Annotated in this window: 20 protein-coding genes; all 20 read left to right on the top strand. The window is 36.7% G+C overall.

Annotation, left to right across the window (positions count from 1 at the left end):
- Positions 1 to 236 precede the first annotated feature (236 nt).
- The 20 genes from JCR24_RS15840 to JCR24_RS15745 all read left to right on the top strand — a co-directional run bounded on the left by JCR24_RS15840 (position 237) and on the right by JCR24_RS15745 (position 14,687).
- Positions 237 to 536, top strand: coding sequence for a hypothetical protein (locus JCR24_RS15840; RefSeq protein ID WP_238980979.1), 300 nt, complete (start codon positions 237 to 239; stop codon positions 534 to 536).
- The gene (locus JCR24_RS15835; protein WP_238980978.1) at positions 537 to 767 is read left to right on the top strand and encodes a hypothetical protein; all 231 of its coding nucleotides are present in this window, start codon (positions 537 to 539) and stop codon (positions 765 to 767) included. It begins immediately after the preceding gene.
- A 22-nt stretch (positions 768 to 789) separates the two neighbouring features.
- Positions 790 to 1,014 carry a hypothetical protein gene (locus tag JCR24_RS15830; protein ID WP_238980977.1) on the top strand — a complete coding sequence of 75 codons (225 nt, stop codon included), beginning with the start codon at positions 790 to 792 and terminating at the stop codon, positions 1,012 to 1,014.
- Positions 1,001 to 1,189, top strand: a complete 189-nt coding sequence (locus JCR24_RS15825; RefSeq protein ID WP_238980976.1) for a hypothetical protein — start codon at positions 1,001 to 1,003, stop codon at positions 1,187 to 1,189. Before JCR24_RS15830 ends, JCR24_RS15825 begins: the two co-directional genes overlap by 14 nt.
- A gap of 112 nt (positions 1,190 to 1,301) precedes the next feature.
- Positions 1,302 to 1,721 carry a hypothetical protein gene (locus tag JCR24_RS15820; protein ID WP_238980975.1) on the top strand — a complete coding sequence of 140 codons (420 nt, stop codon included), beginning with the start codon at positions 1,302 to 1,304 and terminating at the stop codon, positions 1,719 to 1,721.
- Positions 1,722 to 1,844: 123 nt separating this feature from the next.
- Entirely contained in the window at positions 1,845 to 2,432 is a 588-nt protein-coding gene (locus tag JCR24_RS15815) for a recombinase family protein (RefSeq protein WP_238980974.1), read from the top strand.
- A gap of 148 nt (positions 2,433 to 2,580) precedes the next feature.
- A complete protein-coding gene (gene terL, locus JCR24_RS15810; protein WP_238980973.1) occupies positions 2,581 to 4,173 on the top strand; it encodes a phage terminase large subunit in 1,593 nt (530 codons plus the stop codon).
- 16 nt (positions 4,174 to 4,189) lie between these two features.
- A complete protein-coding gene (locus JCR24_RS15805; protein ID WP_238980972.1) occupies positions 4,190 to 5,467 on the top strand; it encodes a phage portal protein in 1,278 nt (425 codons plus the stop codon).
- Positions 5,460 to 6,317, top strand: coding sequence for a minor capsid protein (locus JCR24_RS15800; RefSeq protein WP_238980971.1), 858 nt, complete (start codon positions 5,460 to 5,462; stop codon positions 6,315 to 6,317). Before JCR24_RS15805 ends, JCR24_RS15800 begins: the two co-directional genes overlap by 8 nt.
- Positions 6,318 to 6,442: 125 nt before the next feature.
- Complete coding sequence (locus JCR24_RS15795; RefSeq protein ID WP_238980970.1) at positions 6,443 to 7,066, top strand: DUF4355 domain-containing protein; 624 nt, start codon at positions 6,443 to 6,445, stop codon at positions 7,064 to 7,066.
- 81 nt (positions 7,067 to 7,147) lie between these two features.
- Positions 7,148 to 7,960 carry a phage capsid protein gene (locus JCR24_RS15790; RefSeq protein WP_238980969.1) on the top strand — a complete coding sequence of 271 codons (813 nt, stop codon included), beginning with the start codon at positions 7,148 to 7,150 and terminating at the stop codon, positions 7,958 to 7,960.
- 64 nt (positions 7,961 to 8,024) lie between these two features.
- On the top strand, positions 8,025 to 8,180 hold the full coding sequence (locus tag JCR24_RS15785; protein WP_238980968.1) for a hypothetical protein: 156 nt from the start codon (positions 8,025 to 8,027) through the stop codon (positions 8,178 to 8,180).
- Positions 8,181 to 8,184: 4 nt separating this feature from the next.
- Positions 8,185 to 8,484 (top strand): head-tail connector protein, encoded by a 300-nt coding sequence (locus tag JCR24_RS15780; RefSeq protein WP_238980967.1) that lies wholly within the window; start codon positions 8,185 to 8,187, stop codon positions 8,482 to 8,484.
- Complete coding sequence (locus JCR24_RS15775; RefSeq protein ID WP_238980966.1) at positions 8,481 to 8,798, top strand: hypothetical protein; 318 nt, start codon at positions 8,481 to 8,483, stop codon at positions 8,796 to 8,798. Before JCR24_RS15780 ends, JCR24_RS15775 begins: the two co-directional genes overlap by 4 nt.
- On the top strand, positions 8,795 to 9,121 hold the full coding sequence (locus JCR24_RS15770; RefSeq protein WP_255782739.1) for an HK97-gp10 family putative phage morphogenesis protein: 327 nt from the start codon (positions 8,795 to 8,797) through the stop codon (positions 9,119 to 9,121). The genes JCR24_RS15775 and JCR24_RS15770 overlap by 4 nt, the downstream gene beginning before the upstream one ends.
- Entirely contained in the window at positions 9,118 to 9,519 is a 402-nt protein-coding gene (locus JCR24_RS15765; protein WP_238980964.1) for a hypothetical protein, read from the top strand. Before JCR24_RS15770 ends, JCR24_RS15765 begins: the two co-directional genes overlap by 4 nt.
- 1 nt (position 9,520) lies before the next feature.
- Positions 9,521 to 10,060, top strand: a complete 540-nt coding sequence (locus tag JCR24_RS15760; protein WP_238980963.1) for a hypothetical protein — start codon at positions 9,521 to 9,523, stop codon at positions 10,058 to 10,060.
- A 68-nt stretch (positions 10,061 to 10,128) separates the two neighbouring features.
- Positions 10,129 to 10,449, top strand: a complete 321-nt coding sequence (locus JCR24_RS15755; protein WP_238980962.1) for a hypothetical protein — start codon at positions 10,129 to 10,131, stop codon at positions 10,447 to 10,449.
- Between the two features lie 286 nt (positions 10,450 to 10,735).
- On the top strand, positions 10,736 to 14,434 hold the full coding sequence (locus JCR24_RS15750; RefSeq protein ID WP_238980961.1) for a tape measure protein: 3,699 nt from the start codon (positions 10,736 to 10,738) through the stop codon (positions 14,432 to 14,434).
- 46 nt (positions 14,435 to 14,480) lie between these two features.
- Entirely contained in the window at positions 14,481 to 14,687 is a 207-nt protein-coding gene (locus JCR24_RS15745; protein ID WP_238980960.1) for a hypothetical protein, read from the top strand.
- The last annotated feature ends 152 nt before the right edge of the window (positions 14,688 to 14,839 follow it).

Here is a 14,839-nt window from a genome sequence, read left to right as displayed (position 1 = left end):
ACAGAAAATAGCGGCATATTGTTTTTGAAGTTTGGCTGGATCTGTAGTAAAATGAAAGTGCTCTTGCATGGGGGATCTCTCCTTTCGAATGTTGGGTGACACTTTCATTCTACTGGAGATCCGCCAGCAAGGGCTATTTTTATGCTTGATCAAGTTTATCTAGCACCACGGGTATTTTAATCTTTACAAAATTAGCATCCGAATAATCGGGTGCTTTTTTATTTGGAGGGAAGAAGATGAAAGACCTTAACAAAATGATTGGAACGATAATGAAGGAAACTGGATTTAATTATGAGTTTATTGTGAATGGGTTAACGTTAAAGGAATTTGAAGATTTGTATCTCGAATGTTCAAAAGAAGAGTTAGTTAGTGAAAAACAGAAAACAGATAAGTTAGTTACAAAATTGAAAAATCAACTTGGTTGTAGTCATCACTTTGCTGTTGAAATTGTGCGTAATGAAGAAACAAGAAAAATGGTGATTGATGGGTTATTGGATTTGGTTAATGAATTGAAGGCGTTAGAGGTGAAAAGTTAAATGGGAATCTATATTGATAATGTAGAGTATAGCTACAATCAAGATTCTATAGAAGACAAGTCTTTAGATCATGTTATTATTCATTTTACGTACAATGGTGATCAATTAGAATGTAAGGGACAGGTTAGGTTAAGTCCTAAAGAGTATGAGGCAAGTGGCAACGGTAAAGATAATGAGTATTTAGTGAAGTGTATACTAGCAAGGGAATTACATTATCTGGTGAATGGATAATTGAAGGATTTGGAGGGATAAGATGAAAAATTTTCGTGTTGAACGAATTGAGTTTTTTAGCGATGAAATAAAGAAGGAAAAGGGATTAGAAGGTGATTTTGGGATTGTAGCGACATTTGAACAGGGTGGGAAAAAGAAATATTTTGCGATGCAGCTTGGTGAAAAGGATTTTGAGAAGAGTATTAGTGAATTGATGGAGATTGCAAGGGAAGAATGTGAATGGGTGAGTATGAATGAAATTGCATGATGAGATTACTTATATTAATGATGGTGAAATTGTGGAAATCCCTAGAAATGCATCGATTTTTATTGTGAAGGATAATTTTGATGAGGAATGTTTGAAAAGGATGATGAACGAAGGGGTAATAATGAATTCAGATGCAGAAGTGCAATGGATTAGTGAGGATGAGTTAGGAGGTTAATTTTTTTGGCGGTTATATAAGTATATGGTTATATGTTTATGTAGGATGAGATAGTGGGAAATTGAGTGCAAACCTGCGGACAAATGTAGACATGTTAAAGGGGGTGAAAAATATGCTCACAGAAAAACAAATGCAAGCTATCCGTTTGTACTTTGAGGGCAAAATGACTGTTCAACAAATTTGCGATACTGTCGGTTACAAACATAGATCATCTATTTATGAATTGTTGCAGAAGCCAGAGGCTCAAGAATACATACAAAAACTTTCTGAAGAGGGAGTACGTGAAGCCCTTCAAATCATGCAAATTAACTCAAAGAAATTAGCTAAAGAGTTATTGCGCATTGCTGAAGGTGACGTAAAGAATCGCCATCTAGTATATGCACAATTGCAAGCATTGAATAGCTTGCTCGAAAAGGCTGGACTATCCGCAAAGAATACAGTTGTTATTGAGAATAAGAAATCGAATGATGATCAAGATTACAATGAATTGATGGACATGTTGAAGAAAGAAGAAGGCAGCAAAGAGGAATGAGTTAAAAATTTTTAATCAATTTGTATCATTTGACTACACCCTCTTGATACATTTTTGAGATATTGATATAATGGGCTTAACAATGTATCAAATACATGTATCAAAAATAGGGGGTGTAGTCGCATGAAATATGGATATGCAAGGGTATCATCATCGGGTCAAAATTTAGAAGCGCAATTGAAACAGTTAGAAGAGTTTGGATGTGAAAAGATATTTAAGGAAAAAGTAAGTGGACGTAAAAAGGATAATCGTGAACAATTCAATAAACTTTTAGAAACAGTTAAAGAAGGCGATGTGATTGTAGTAACTAAACTAGATCGCTTTGCCAGAAGTACAAAAGATGCTTTGAATACAATAGAATATCTTAATTCAAAAGGTGTCGGACTTGTTGTTTTAAATATGGGTGGTGAAAAGGTAGATACTACTACAGCAATAGGAAAGTTAATGGTAACAATTCTTGCTGGTATCGCAGAATTTGAAGCAGATATGATACGTGAAAGACAGCTTGAAGGTATTGCATTAGCAAAGCAAAGAGGTGTCTATAAAGGCAGACCAAAGAAGTATACAGAGCATAATAAAGGTCTACAATATGCACTTGAATTATTCCGTAATCGTGAAAAAAATGGGATGACAGTTAATGAGATAGCCGAGATCACGAAAATAAGTCGAGCAACGATATATCGTGAAGCAAAACGATTAAATATTGATTAACAAAGACGGTCAACAATTGACGGTCTTTTTTCTTTTGCTTTTTTACGGTAGGGGGTATCCTTCTTATTTTGGTTGGCAATCCCCGACAGCAGGTATCACAAATTTTTTTACCAAATTTTCAACCCCTTTAAAAAAAGGAGGTGACAAAATGGACAAACAACAAAAAGAACTCATGCTTCATTACCTGAAACGTCACTTCACAGATGAACAAATTGAAGATTTACTACTGAAATACAAAGGTAAATACACCGGTAAAAACGGTTTACGTAAAAAATTAGCCCAACTTGATAAAGAGTATTTCGGTAAAGCATACTTCCCGAAATACTTTTCCCGTGAATCACCTGCTTTTCACACTGAAATTGAAGAACATTTACAAAAAATGCTCGATGGAGAAATAAAAAATCTTTGCGTGGTTGCTCCACGTGCTCATGCAAAGTCTACGCTCGGAAGCTTTAAAATCCCATTATACTGCTTATTGTTTCGTTTAAAGCCATTCATTCTTCTTATCAGTGCTAACGAAGCAATGGCAAAAGAGTTTTTGAAATCTATTCGCATTGAACTCGAAACAAATGAAGCCATCCTTGAAGATTTTGGCGATTTAAAAGGCGATACATGGAATACGGAATGTCTCATTTTAACCAATGATACATGTATCATGGCTAAGGGTGCTGATTCCAGCTTACGTGGTATCAAGTATAAAAATTTACGTCCGACATTAATTATTTCAGATGACATTCAGAAGGATAGCAATATTTCATCTGAATCAAAACTTGACCAGCTCAAAAAATGGTACTGGGAATCCCTTGTGAACACAGGCGATACATACACATCATTCCTGTTCATCGGTACTCGGATGACTGAGGATGATCTACTTGCCGATATTATGAACAATCCTACATATACAACGTTATTTTACCAAGCCGTCATTTCATGGTCAGAACGTGAAGACTTATGGAATGAATGGGAAGACATTGTCACAGATTTATCCAATCCATTCCGATTGTCGGCTGCTGAAACATTCTTCGAGAAACACAAAGATGAAATGTTAAAGGGCACAGCGGTTCTTTGGGAAGCAAAAAATGATTATTACGACTTAATGCTTAAACGTATTGAAATTGGTGACGATGCCTTTTCTAAAGAGCTTCAAAACGAACCAAAATCATCAAAGGATAGAGTATTTCAAGAACTTATTTATTTCACACCTGCTGAACTTGATACATCTAAACTTGAAGAAATTGTAATGACAATTGATCCATCATTGGCTAAATCAAACCGATCAGACTTTTCTGCAATTACAATTCTCGGAAAAGATGCTGACGGTTATTTTTATGTTCTCGATGGCGATTGTAGACGATTAAAACCTGATGTACTCATTGATACAGTCATTGAAAAACTTAAACTGTTTCCTACTATTACTCGAATCGGTATTGAAACGGTTAACTTCCAAGCACTCCTAAAGCAACAGCTTGAACGAAAGCTCGTTCAAAATGGCTATTACATCGATATTGTGGAAATCAACTCGCGAAGCAATAAACATTCGCGCATCATGTCTTTGCAGCCGATGATTGCTAATGGTTACATCAAATTCAATCCAAACAATAAAGCATACAATCAGCAAATTCTTGATTACTCATCGACAGCCAAACATGATGATGCTCCAGATTCACTAGAGATGGCTGTCACATTGATTCAGAAAATGAGACGTATTCAGTCATTAGATAGAAGATTACTTGGATTATAAAAGGTAGGTGAAATACTTGATTACATCCGAACAAATTAGAGATGCGATTAAGAAGCATCGTACAGAATTGCCTCGATATCAGAAACTGTACAATTATTACGTTGGTCGGAATGACATTTTAAATCGTCAACTTCCTGATCCACTCAAGCCGAATAACAAAATTGCAACATCGTATTGTAGCCTAATAATTGATACTGTGGTCGGCTATTTTGCGAGCAAACCAGTTAGTTATTTATCTCGTTCAAATAATGAAAAGTATCTTGCTGATTTGCAAAAAATCTTTCTTTTGAACGATGAAGAGGATACGAACGCAGAAATCGTGAAAGATTTTAGCATCTTCGGTAAATGTTATGAACTTACATATATTGATACACAAGGGAATATTCGCTTCCAACAATATTCACCTTTGGAAATGTATGTTGAAAAGGATTCACAAGACAATATCCTTTTCGGCATTCGATATTGGAAGGAAAAACAAGGTGATTCAGATGTAATGAAAGTAGAAGCATATGACGCTGAAGGCTTTCATTACTTCACATCCTTTGACAACGGAGAAACATTCGTTCTTGACAATTCAATCCCACATTTTTTCGGTGAAGTGCCTGTAATCATTTATAAAAACAACGATGAAGAAATTGGGGATTTTGAAAAACAAATCCCTTTGATTGACGCTATTGATAAGATTCTTTCAGATAGCGCAAATGAGTTGGAGTCATTTGCAAATGCTTACCTTCTCATTAAAGGGTATCAAGGTACAAAGCCGGAAGATATCGAAAAAATGCGCCAAAACGGTGTGCTTTTGTTAGATAATCAAGGAGATGCTTCTTGGCTTATTAAAAATATAAATAATCAATTCCAACAAAATTTCTTTGAAACGATTGATAATTTGATACATATTCAAACAGCGACACCGAAATTGACAACAGAGGAGTTCAGTTCGAATCTCTCAGGCATTGCGATAGGTTTTAAGCTGTTTGGACTTGAATCAAAATGCGGTGTAAAAGAACGCAAAATGGAAAAAGCATTGCGGAAACGTATTCGACTCATCACAAATATTTTAAATCTTAAAGGTGCAAACTACGACTGGACGGACGTACAGTTCCAATTCAGTCGAAATATTCCACAGAATGAAGCCGAAATAACTAACGAAATTGTACAACTTTCACACTTAGTTCCTTTAGAAGAATTGCTTAGCTGGCATCCGCGTATTCAGAATCCGGCACAAGTTGTTCAAAAACTGAAACAAGAACAAGATACAATGAATCTTGACCAAATAGGTGACAGCAATGGATGAAAAAGAATTTTTAAAGATGGTCGATGAATTCTTCGACCTTTCAGAAAAACAGCATCGTGAAGTTTTAAAACTGTATCGAAAGCATCGTGACAATATTAAGCAATTAATCGCTGAATTGTTCATGCGATATGGGAATGATGGGAAAGTGAACGTTTCCGACATTCCGAAAATTGAAAGACAAATACAAGAAGAAATCAGAAATATTGCCGTTTCTGAAGTCGCAATAGTGACATCTATCCTTGCGACTATATGTGCGCTTGCGTATTATCGTACAGCGTATGAGATTGAAAAAAGTATTGGTGTTGTCATTTCTTTTTCGTTGCTGCGAAAAGAAGTGATTGACGAGATTGTTAATTTCAATTGGTCAGGAATAAAGTTTTCCGAGCGCATATGGGATAACACAAATGCGCTTGTAAAAGCATTGAGGACTGAATTGTATCTCGGCATTCAGCAAGGCGAGAGCATTGACAAAATTGCAAAGAGGATTGATAAGCAATTTAATTCTAAAGCATTCCAATCAAAACGTTTAATTCTTACTGAGTTATCACGGGTGGTTTCATCAGCACAAGAAAAAATCTATAGAGATAGCGGTATTGTTCAAAAAGTGCAATGGGTTGCAACTCTCGAAGGAAATACGTGTGAGCAATGCGCTCGACTCGATGGAAAACAATTTGATATTGATGACCAAACAAAACCTTCTCCACCGAGACATCCGAATTGTCGTTGTTGTTTAATACCTATTATTGAGGGATATGAGCCAACAAAACGTAAAGACAACGAAACGAAGCAAGTCATCGAATATCAAAGTTATGATGAATGGGCTAAAAGTAAGGGAATTCAGTCACCTTAATGGTGGCTTTTTATATTGTCTTTTTCTCGATTGCAGACGTTAAAGAACAATCGAAAAATAAAATCAAAAAACATGCACTTTCAGGGCTATATAAGCGTTGAAAGGGCAAAGGGAGGTTATTTTTTATGGAAATCACATTAGAACAAGTTAAGGAATTTTTTGAGCAGAACAAAGACAATGAGGAAGTTAAGGCATATCTTCAGGGCTTACGTTCAGTAAGTGTTGAAGAGGTGCAAAAAATGCTTGTTGAAAATGAGGAGTTGAAGAAATTCTTCGATTCCGAAAAGGATAAGCATTTTTCGAAAGGGTTAGAAACGTGGAAACGCAATAATCTTCAAAAACTAATTGATGAAGAGATCAAAAAACGTTTCCCTGAAGCTGATCCTAAAGATGTGAAGTTGAAAGAATTGGAAGCAAAAATCAAACAGATGGAACAAGAAAAGTTGCGTGAAGCATTGAAAAATAAAGCACTTACGATTGCAACAGAGAAAAAGCTTCCAGTTCAACTTATTGATTTTCTAATTGGTCAAGATGAAGAATCTACTCTTCAAAACCTTGCTACATTTGAGGAAGTGTGGACACAAAATCTTCAGGCACTTGTTGATGAAAAATTAAAGACAAGCGGTGTGAATCCGAAAGATTCAAATGTAAAAACTCAAACGTTTACCCGTGAACAAATTGAAAAGATGACATCAGATGAAATCTTGAAAAATTGGGATTTAATTAAAGATCAATTGAAAAATATCTAGTTAATTCAAGGACTTGCAAACGCAAGTTCTTTTTTATTTTCCATTAAAAAATTTTAAATAGAAAGGATAAGGTGATGTTAAATGTCAGTACAATCTTTTATTCCATCTATTTGGGAAGCTCGTTTATTAGCTAATTTCCATAAAACTTCTGTTGCGGAGGTAATTGCAACAAAACCGACTGAAATCAAAGGAAACAAAGTTATTTTCAACCGTGTTGGCGCAGTAACCGTAAAAGACTACACTGGAACAATTACATGGGATGAAGTCAACACTACACCAGTTGAATTAAATCTCGATCAAAAGAAATATTTTGCCTTCACTGTTGATGATGTAGACAAAGCACAAGCCGCAGGTGATCTTGTTGACGCTCACACAGCAGAAGCAGCCGCAACGCTTCAAGAAACAATCGATAAATATGTTCTTTCTCTCTATACTGATGTTCAAGCAGGAAACACAATTGGTGATGACACAAATCCTATTACACTCGATAAAGCGAATGTATATGACTACATCGTTGACTTAGGTACTAAACTTTCGAAAAATAAAGTACCTTTGGCAAATCGTTTTGTTGTTGTCAATGCGGAAATTTTGGGGCTACTATCAAAAGATCCTCGATTCACTGCGAATCCGACTGTATTAGAAAACGGCGTTGTTGAAGGTCAAAAAATTAATAGCATGCAAGTTGTCGTATCTGAAGAAATTGCAAATGTAAGTGGTAAGTATAAAATTTTAGCACTTCATCAATCAGCAATCGGATATGGAAAACAAATTGATAATGTTGAGGCAATGCGTTTGCAAGACAGCTTTGCGGATGGAATTCGTGGATTGGCTGTTTACTGTGCTGGTGTACTTCGTCCTGAAGCATTAGCGGTGCTTACAGCTACTATTGCTTAATACATACTCCTTTGACGGGCAGGTTTTTTCCTGCTCGTTTTTTATTTGAAATGAGGTGATGTAAGTGTTTTTCCGTAATAAGAAAACTGGTTTGATTTGGGAAGTTGTTGACGAAGATCACATTAAACGACTTCAAAATGATGACGATTATGAAGAAGTTAAAGAAGAAAAAGAGCAATCAAAGCAAACTCCTAAAAAATCCCCTACAAAGAAGGGGTGATTAGATGTCTTCATTGGAAAATGTAAAAACATTGTTGGGCATTTCTAATAATACTCAAGATAATTTGCTCAATTTATACCTAACTCGCGCAACATCGTTCGTGAAAAATTATTGCAATATCGATGAAATTCCTTCTGAACTCGATGAAGTGATTGAAGATATTGCCGTTTATCGTTACCGAATGAACGGTGTAGAGAATGTAAAAAGTGAATCGAAAGGGTCGCTTTCTGAAACGTATCGTGATTCGTTACCCGATGATATCATCGCTCAATTGAATCGATATCGAAGGGTGAAAGTCGTATGAGACTAACGAAAACAGTGTATCTTCTAGGCGAAGGAGAAGAAGTATTAGTCGGATTTAATGATTTCAACGAACCGATTTATGAAACGATTCCAACGAGAATCCCTATTCAATGCGAAATTGAACCATATTCATCTAAACTTGCTGAAAACAGATACGGCATCATTGTTGATGTACAATATAGACTTTTCACAAAGCCGGATGAACGCTTAAAACTCGGTGAAAAGATTGAGTATGATAAAAATTACACAATCACAGGTATAATGGATTTTGACCGTCACTATGAGGTGCTAATAAAAAAGGATGATGCACAATGAGTAGTCGTTTTCAAGAAGAGGTTCAGAAAATGAAACAAAGACGTGAACAAACAATTAAGCAAATCGCTGTTTTTGTGGAAGCTGAAGCGAAATTACGTGCGCCAGTCGATACTGGGAGACTTCGAAATAGTATCACACATCAAACCGAAAATAGCGAAACGCAATCTAAAGCATACATCGGTACAAATGTTGAATACGCTCCCTATGTGGAATTTGGCGTGGCAAGCAAGAATATTCGTCCACAACCATATTTGCGCCCAGCAATTGATGAGAATCAAGATCGAATCAAAGAAATTATTGAGAAGGGGATGAATGTCAAATGACTATTTCTCAAATCATTCATTCCCTTCTTGTGTCTGATGAACAATTAGTTTCGCTTGTTGGCTACACACCGAAAAACAAACGGATTGTTGCAATGATTCCGAACGATCGCAATGATTATCCATACATTGTATTCGAAACTTTTCCATATGAAGCCGGAGAAGTCGATACATATAGATGCGATATTCGCATCGTCTCTAAAAATGTAGTTGAAATGGAGAAAATTGCAAAAAGATTGACTGATTTACTCCATTTTCGTGCGAAAGATAAGTCGTTCGCTGTCAACGATGTTGCAATATATCATGCAAAACATGTTGGCGGTGGCGTTTTGTATGTTGATGATTTAAACGTATATGAACAATTACTTATTTTTCATATAAAAATAAAGGAGATGATTTAATATGGCAACTGTACAAGAAAATACGATTTTACTTGGTTCAGGTGATCTTTATCTAGGTCAAGTTGATCCGAACGCTACAGAGCAAGAAATTCAAACTGCACTTGTTAATGTTGGTGCGATTTCAGGTGGTGCTACTCTTACATATAAACCTACGTTTCATGATATAGAAAGTGCAAACAGAGGAACAATCATGAGTTTTCTAACTAAGGAAGAAGTAACTTTCAAGTCGGGCTTGCTCACATGGAATCTTGAAAATTTATCGAAATTAAGTGCCGCAAGTTATTCCGAAGATACAACGGCCGGTACAAGACGAATTGGTATCGGTGGTCTGAAAAATGTACCTATTAACTACCTTCGATTTGTGCATACGAAACCTGATGGCAAAACATTGACAGTAAACATTTTCCGTGCGCAATCTCAATCGGGATTTGAAATTACTTTTGATCCAGAAAAAGAAACAGTTATTGACGCTGAATTTAAAGCACTTGCTTGTATTGGTAAAACAGATGGCAACCTAGTTGAAATCATTGAGGAAATCTAATCGAAAGGAAGGGACTCCCTTCCTTTTTTATTTTTATGTCAGACAAAAAATTAGGAGGCTGAAAATACATGAAAATTGTTGATTTAGATTTATTAGTAAATGAACCTATCACATTCAAAATTGGTGGTGAAGAATTTACAGTTCCGTCGTCTCCATCCACTCAGCTTGTTTTACAAATGTTTGCAATCGAGAACAAAGTGAAAAAAGCTAAAAATCCAGAAGAACAAATTCATCTTCTTGCAGAAATGGTAGCTACTCTTCTTTCGCAAGGTGAACGGAAAGTTACAACCGAAGAAGTATTGCAAAAATTTTCTCCTGTTCAAATGCGAAAAGTAGTTGAAGTGTATCAAAATACAGTGACGGAGATTAACAATAACCCAAACTCATGATGCCCTCCCTTCCGGTCGATGAAGGGAAGGCGAGGGAGAGCGAAGGAATTGAATTTATGGAAAATATTGCTTATCTAAATATGAAAACTCACATGTCGCATACGGAGATTCTTAATCTTCCGTATGCGATTTTTTTGTCTTATTTGAAGCATTATCAAATGTTCGATCTTATGAGCACGCCAGAGGGTCGAGAGTACCTCGAAAAAGTGGAGCGATTGAAACAAACAACACCAGACTTTAACAAACTTCGTAAGGTATCCGGCTATAAGAAGGCAGGTGATAACTAGTGGCAACAGTTGATTTAGGTACATATAAAGCTGAAATAGTGCTTGATGATTCAAAATTCACGTCAAAAATGAGCTCTGCGGAAAGAGATATACGAAATTTTGAGTCAGGAGCAGGAAGATGGGGAAGCCGATTGGGCGCACTTGCAACTGGTGCAATTGCAGGACTTGGTGCGTCTATTGCAGCAGTTGGAACGATGGCAGTCAAAACGGGCGTTGACTTCAATGCAATGAAGGAACAATCCGAAATAGCATGGACAACATTGTTAGGTAGTTCAGAGAAAGCGAAACAAACAATCAATGACCTTGTGCAACTCGGTGCAAAAACACCGTTTGAATTTGAAGGATTGGACAAGTCAGCAAAACTTTTAAACATGGCTGGATTTGAGGGAGAAAAGTTAAAGGAAACATTAATTGCTGTTGGTGATGCGGTATCAGCAGTCGGTGGAGGACAGGAAGAACTAGAAGGCGTTTCAATGGCACTTTTTCAAATGTCAGCTAAAGGGAAAGCGTCAGCAGAGGAAATGAATCAGTTAGCAGAAAGAGGAATTCCAGCGTGGGAAATTCTTTCGGAAACAATGGGTAAGCCGATTCCAGAACTAATGAAAATGTCTGAACAAGGAAAACTCATGGCTAACCAAGTCATTCCTGCACTTGTCAAAGGAATGGGTGAACGTTTTGGCGGTGCAATGGAAAAGCAAAGTCAAACGTTCAACGGTTTGATGAGTACATTGAAAGACAACCTCAAATCCTTCACAGCAATGATAACAAGCGATTTATTTGAAAAAATAAAATCCTTCCTTCCACCTATCATCGATTTCGTAAACCGCATTTCAGACGCATTTAAGAACGCTGGCTGGAAAGGTGTTATTCAAGAAATCCTCCCTCCACAAGTCGCCTCATCTATCGCACAAAACATTGGAATCCTAAAGCAAATTATTTCCGATTTTGTGACGTTTGTGAAAAACATTTGGAAGCAATACGGAGATGAAATTTCCGCAACAGCAAAAGTAGCGTGGGAAGCAGCATCTCAAACAATTAAAGGACTGCTTGAGATCATACGTGGTGTGATAAAAACAGTACTTTCCCTTATTTCTGGTGACTGGAAAGGTGCATGGGAAGGAATAAAAAATATCGCAAAAGGTGTTTGGGATACAATAGGTGGATTCATTAAAAACGCCACAAACGGAATTCAAAATATCATCAAAGCATCGCTTGAGATTGTGAAGAATATATTCTCAACAATTTGGAACGGTATTAAATCGCTTGTTTCTTCAATATGGAACGATATTAAATCAGTCATTTCTAGTGCAATAAACAACATTAAATCAACCATTCAAAACGGTTGGAACAATGTGAAAAACTTCATTTCAAACACATTAAATGCGATAAAAAATACAGTAAGTAGTATTTGGAATGTAATTAAGTCATCAATTTCTTCTACAATAAACAGTATTTCAAAAACAGTTTCATCTGTGTTTAACTCAGTAAAAACTAACGTTTCAAATATATTCAATAGTATCAAATCAACGGTCTCATCCGTTTGGAATGGAATCAAATCGGCTATTTCCACGGCGGTAAACACAGCAAAATCAGCGGTAAGCAACGCATTTTCCTCTATGAAAAGCGCTGTTTCTTTCATCATGAGCGGTATCAAATCGACAATAACAAGCATGTGGAATAGCGCTGTGAGTTTCTTAAAAGGGATTAATTTGTTTTCTATCGGAAAAGACATCATACAAGGTCTTATTAACGGAATCAGTTCAATGGTTGGATCAATTAAGAAAAGGGTCGAAGAAATTGCAAGTAGTATTCCAGCATGGGCAAAGAAAATTCTCGGCATTCATTCTCCTTCAAGAGTAATGATGGAAGTTGGACAATGGACGACAGTCGGTTTTGCCAAAGGTATCGAATCGAAGAAACAAGATGTTGAAAAATCGGCGAAAAAGACAGCAGAAGCAGCGAAAAAAGCTTTCGAAGAACAGTTTAAATCGGCTCAGTACAACTTTAAAATCGGAAAAATTGATGAAAGTCAGTATATCTCCAAATTGCGAACGATTCTAAAAGAGTACGCCAAGACATCTGATCAGATTCGTAAGGTCAATTTAGAAATTAAGAAAATTCAAGATGAACAGGCAAAGAAAACAGCGGAAATAGTCAAGAAAACCTTTGAACAAGGGAAACAAGCAATCGAGTATCAAAAGCAAATCCGTAATGTTTCCCTTGAGCAAGAATTACAGTGGTGGAACAATCTCGCTAAGAAGTTTAAGGAAGGCACAAAAGAGCGTATAGAAGCTGAAAAAGAATATGCTCGTGTGAAAGACGAAATCACAAAGCGCAATTTCGAAAACGAGAAAAAGTGGTTCGAGGAAAAGAAATATTATGGACAACTGTCTCTCATGCAAGAGCTTGAATCGTTGAATACTGTTGCCAAACGGTACAAACAAGGAACAGAGGAACGAATTTATTGGGAGAAAGAAATTTATCGCGTCAAAAAAGAAATCAACGACCGATTGCTTGAAGCAAACAACGAATACGCCCAACAAGTGAAAGAAATCAACGATCGTTTGCAACAAGACGAGCTGAAAGCAAAAGAGGAATACGAGCAGAAGGTAAAGGAAATAAATGATCGTCTGATCGAAGAGGAACAAAAGCTGACGGAAGAATACGAGAAAGCTGTTGAAGATCGTACGAAATCTCTGTATAGCTTTGCGGGGCTGTTCGATGAATTCAAACGCAAAAATGATGTAACCGGACAAGGATTGCTTCAAAACCTTTCTGATCAGGTCAATGCGTTCAAGGATTGGCAAACAAATATTGCTTCTCTTGCGGCGAGAGGCATTGATGGAGGACTTCTCCAAGAACTCCAAGATATGGGGCCGAAAGCCGTTGACGAGATCTCTGCGTTGAACTCTCTTTCTGACGAAGAGTTGCAACAATACGTTCAATTGTGGCGTGAGAAAAATGCCTTAGCAAGAACGCAAGCGGTCAACGAACTCGAGGGAATGCGCCAAGATACTCAAGCGAAAATTCAGCAACTGCGCTATACTGCGAGCATCGAACTTGAGCAAGTGAAAACGGAATACAAGAAAAAGATCGCTGAACTTCGCGTTCAAGCTAATGCCGAATTAGAAAAACATAAAAACGAATGGATTACTAAGATAAAAGAAATCAGTGGAGGTACAAAGACAGAACTTAATCTCATGACAGCCAGCATGGCTGACATCGGCAAAAATTCGATGCAAGGTCTCATCGATGGGCTGAATTCGATGATTGGGCCACTCAAACAAAAAGCACAGGAGATTGCTAATATTGTTCAAAGTACGGTGAAAAGTACCCTTAAAATAAAATCTCCTTCTAGGGTGATGATGGAGCTTGGTGGATTTGTTACAGAAGGTTTCGCTTTAGGAATGAGCAATAATCGGGCATTAATTAGTGAAGCATCTCTTGGGCTTGTAAGTGAGATTTTTAGAATAGGTAACAATATTAGAGTTCCATCTATTCCAAATGTGGCTCTCAGTGCTTTAAATAGCAGAAATTTAAACGTTAATACATCCAAGAACGGAAATCAATCGCAAATCATATATCAGACATTCCAAATCGATAATTTAACATTCCCGAATGTCAGAAATGCTGAAGAAATTCAAGATGCAATAAGAAATTTACCGAAAATGGCTATGGTACGATTGCGTGAAGTGTGACCTCTCATCATTCGAGAGGTCTTTTTTAATTTTTGGAGGTGTTCAAATGACAGAAGTTTGGAAATTAGATAATGAGTATTATTGCCTGTATACAGAAAATCGGGACATCATGAGACGAATTAAACGTTACTACAAAGATTTTGAAATCATGGCTGAATATTTCCGATTCGATAAACTCATCGGCATTCAATACAAAGTACCAATAAAACGCAAACGATCTGCATTTCGTTTAGCAAAGGTTGCACAGTTTTAGAATTTTTGTTGCATGTTTTAAGGAAAATTAGCCGATTTGTAAGTGAGGAATAGGATTATATAGGGATTGTATTTATATGTCTAAAAACTCATTATAAATCGGCTAATTTTTTACTAAAGCGTACAAAATACACACATTTTAATTCCCCTCTT

Source organism: Geobacillus sp. YHL (assembly GCF_022341265.1).
Lineage (GTDB): Bacteria > Bacillota > Bacilli > Bacillales > Anoxybacillaceae > Geobacillus > Geobacillus thermoleovorans.
Note: the sequence above shows the minus strand (reverse complement) of the source record. Positions and strands in the feature narration are given on the sequence as shown.

What these genes read in the sequence shown, in the direction of transcription:
- JCR24_RS15775 (WP_238980966.1), top strand. Translation starts at nt 8,481, where the DNA reads ATGAGACTAACGAAAACAGTGTATCTTCTAGGCGAAGGAGAAGAAGTA.
- JCR24_RS15760 (WP_238980963.1), top strand. Translation starts at nt 9,521, where the DNA reads ATGGCAACTGTACAAGAAAATACGATTTTACTTGGTTCAGGTGATCTT.
- JCR24_RS15830 (WP_238980977.1), top strand. Translation starts at nt 790, where the DNA reads ATGAAAAATTTTCGTGTTGAACGAATTGAGTTTTTTAGCGATGAAATA.
- terL (WP_238980973.1), top strand. Translation starts at nt 2,581, where the DNA reads ATGGACAAACAACAAAAAGAACTCATGCTTCATTACCTGAAACGTCAC.
- JCR24_RS15790 (WP_238980969.1), top strand. Translation starts at nt 7,148, where the DNA reads ATGTCAGTACAATCTTTTATTCCATCTATTTGGGAAGCTCGTTTATTA.
- JCR24_RS15765 (WP_238980964.1), top strand. Translation starts at nt 9,118, where the DNA reads ATGACTATTTCTCAAATCATTCATTCCCTTCTTGTGTCTGATGAACAA.
- JCR24_RS15825 (WP_238980976.1), top strand. Translation starts at nt 1,001, where the DNA reads ATGAAATTGCATGATGAGATTACTTATATTAATGATGGTGAAATTGTG.
- JCR24_RS15795 (WP_238980970.1), top strand. Translation starts at nt 6,443, where the DNA reads ATGGAAATCACATTAGAACAAGTTAAGGAATTTTTTGAGCAGAACAAA.
- JCR24_RS15820 (WP_238980975.1), top strand. Translation starts at nt 1,302, where the DNA reads ATGCTCACAGAAAAACAAATGCAAGCTATCCGTTTGTACTTTGAGGGC.
- JCR24_RS15835 (WP_238980978.1), top strand. Translation starts at nt 537, where the DNA reads ATGGGAATCTATATTGATAATGTAGAGTATAGCTACAATCAAGATTCT.
- JCR24_RS15800 (WP_238980971.1), top strand. Translation starts at nt 5,460, where the DNA reads ATGGATGAAAAAGAATTTTTAAAGATGGTCGATGAATTCTTCGACCTT.
- JCR24_RS15745 (WP_238980960.1), top strand. Translation starts at nt 14,481, where the DNA reads ATGACAGAAGTTTGGAAATTAGATAATGAGTATTATTGCCTGTATACA.
- JCR24_RS15770 (WP_255782739.1), top strand. Translation starts at nt 8,795, where the DNA reads ATGAGTAGTCGTTTTCAAGAAGAGGTTCAGAAAATGAAACAAAGACGT.
- JCR24_RS15840 (WP_238980979.1), top strand. Translation starts at nt 237, where the DNA reads ATGAAAGACCTTAACAAAATGATTGGAACGATAATGAAGGAAACTGGA.
- JCR24_RS15780 (WP_238980967.1), top strand. Translation starts at nt 8,185, where the DNA reads ATGTCTTCATTGGAAAATGTAAAAACATTGTTGGGCATTTCTAATAAT.
- JCR24_RS15815 (WP_238980974.1), top strand. Translation starts at nt 1,845, where the DNA reads ATGAAATATGGATATGCAAGGGTATCATCATCGGGTCAAAATTTAGAA.
- JCR24_RS15755 (WP_238980962.1), top strand. Translation starts at nt 10,129, where the DNA reads ATGAAAATTGTTGATTTAGATTTATTAGTAAATGAACCTATCACATTC.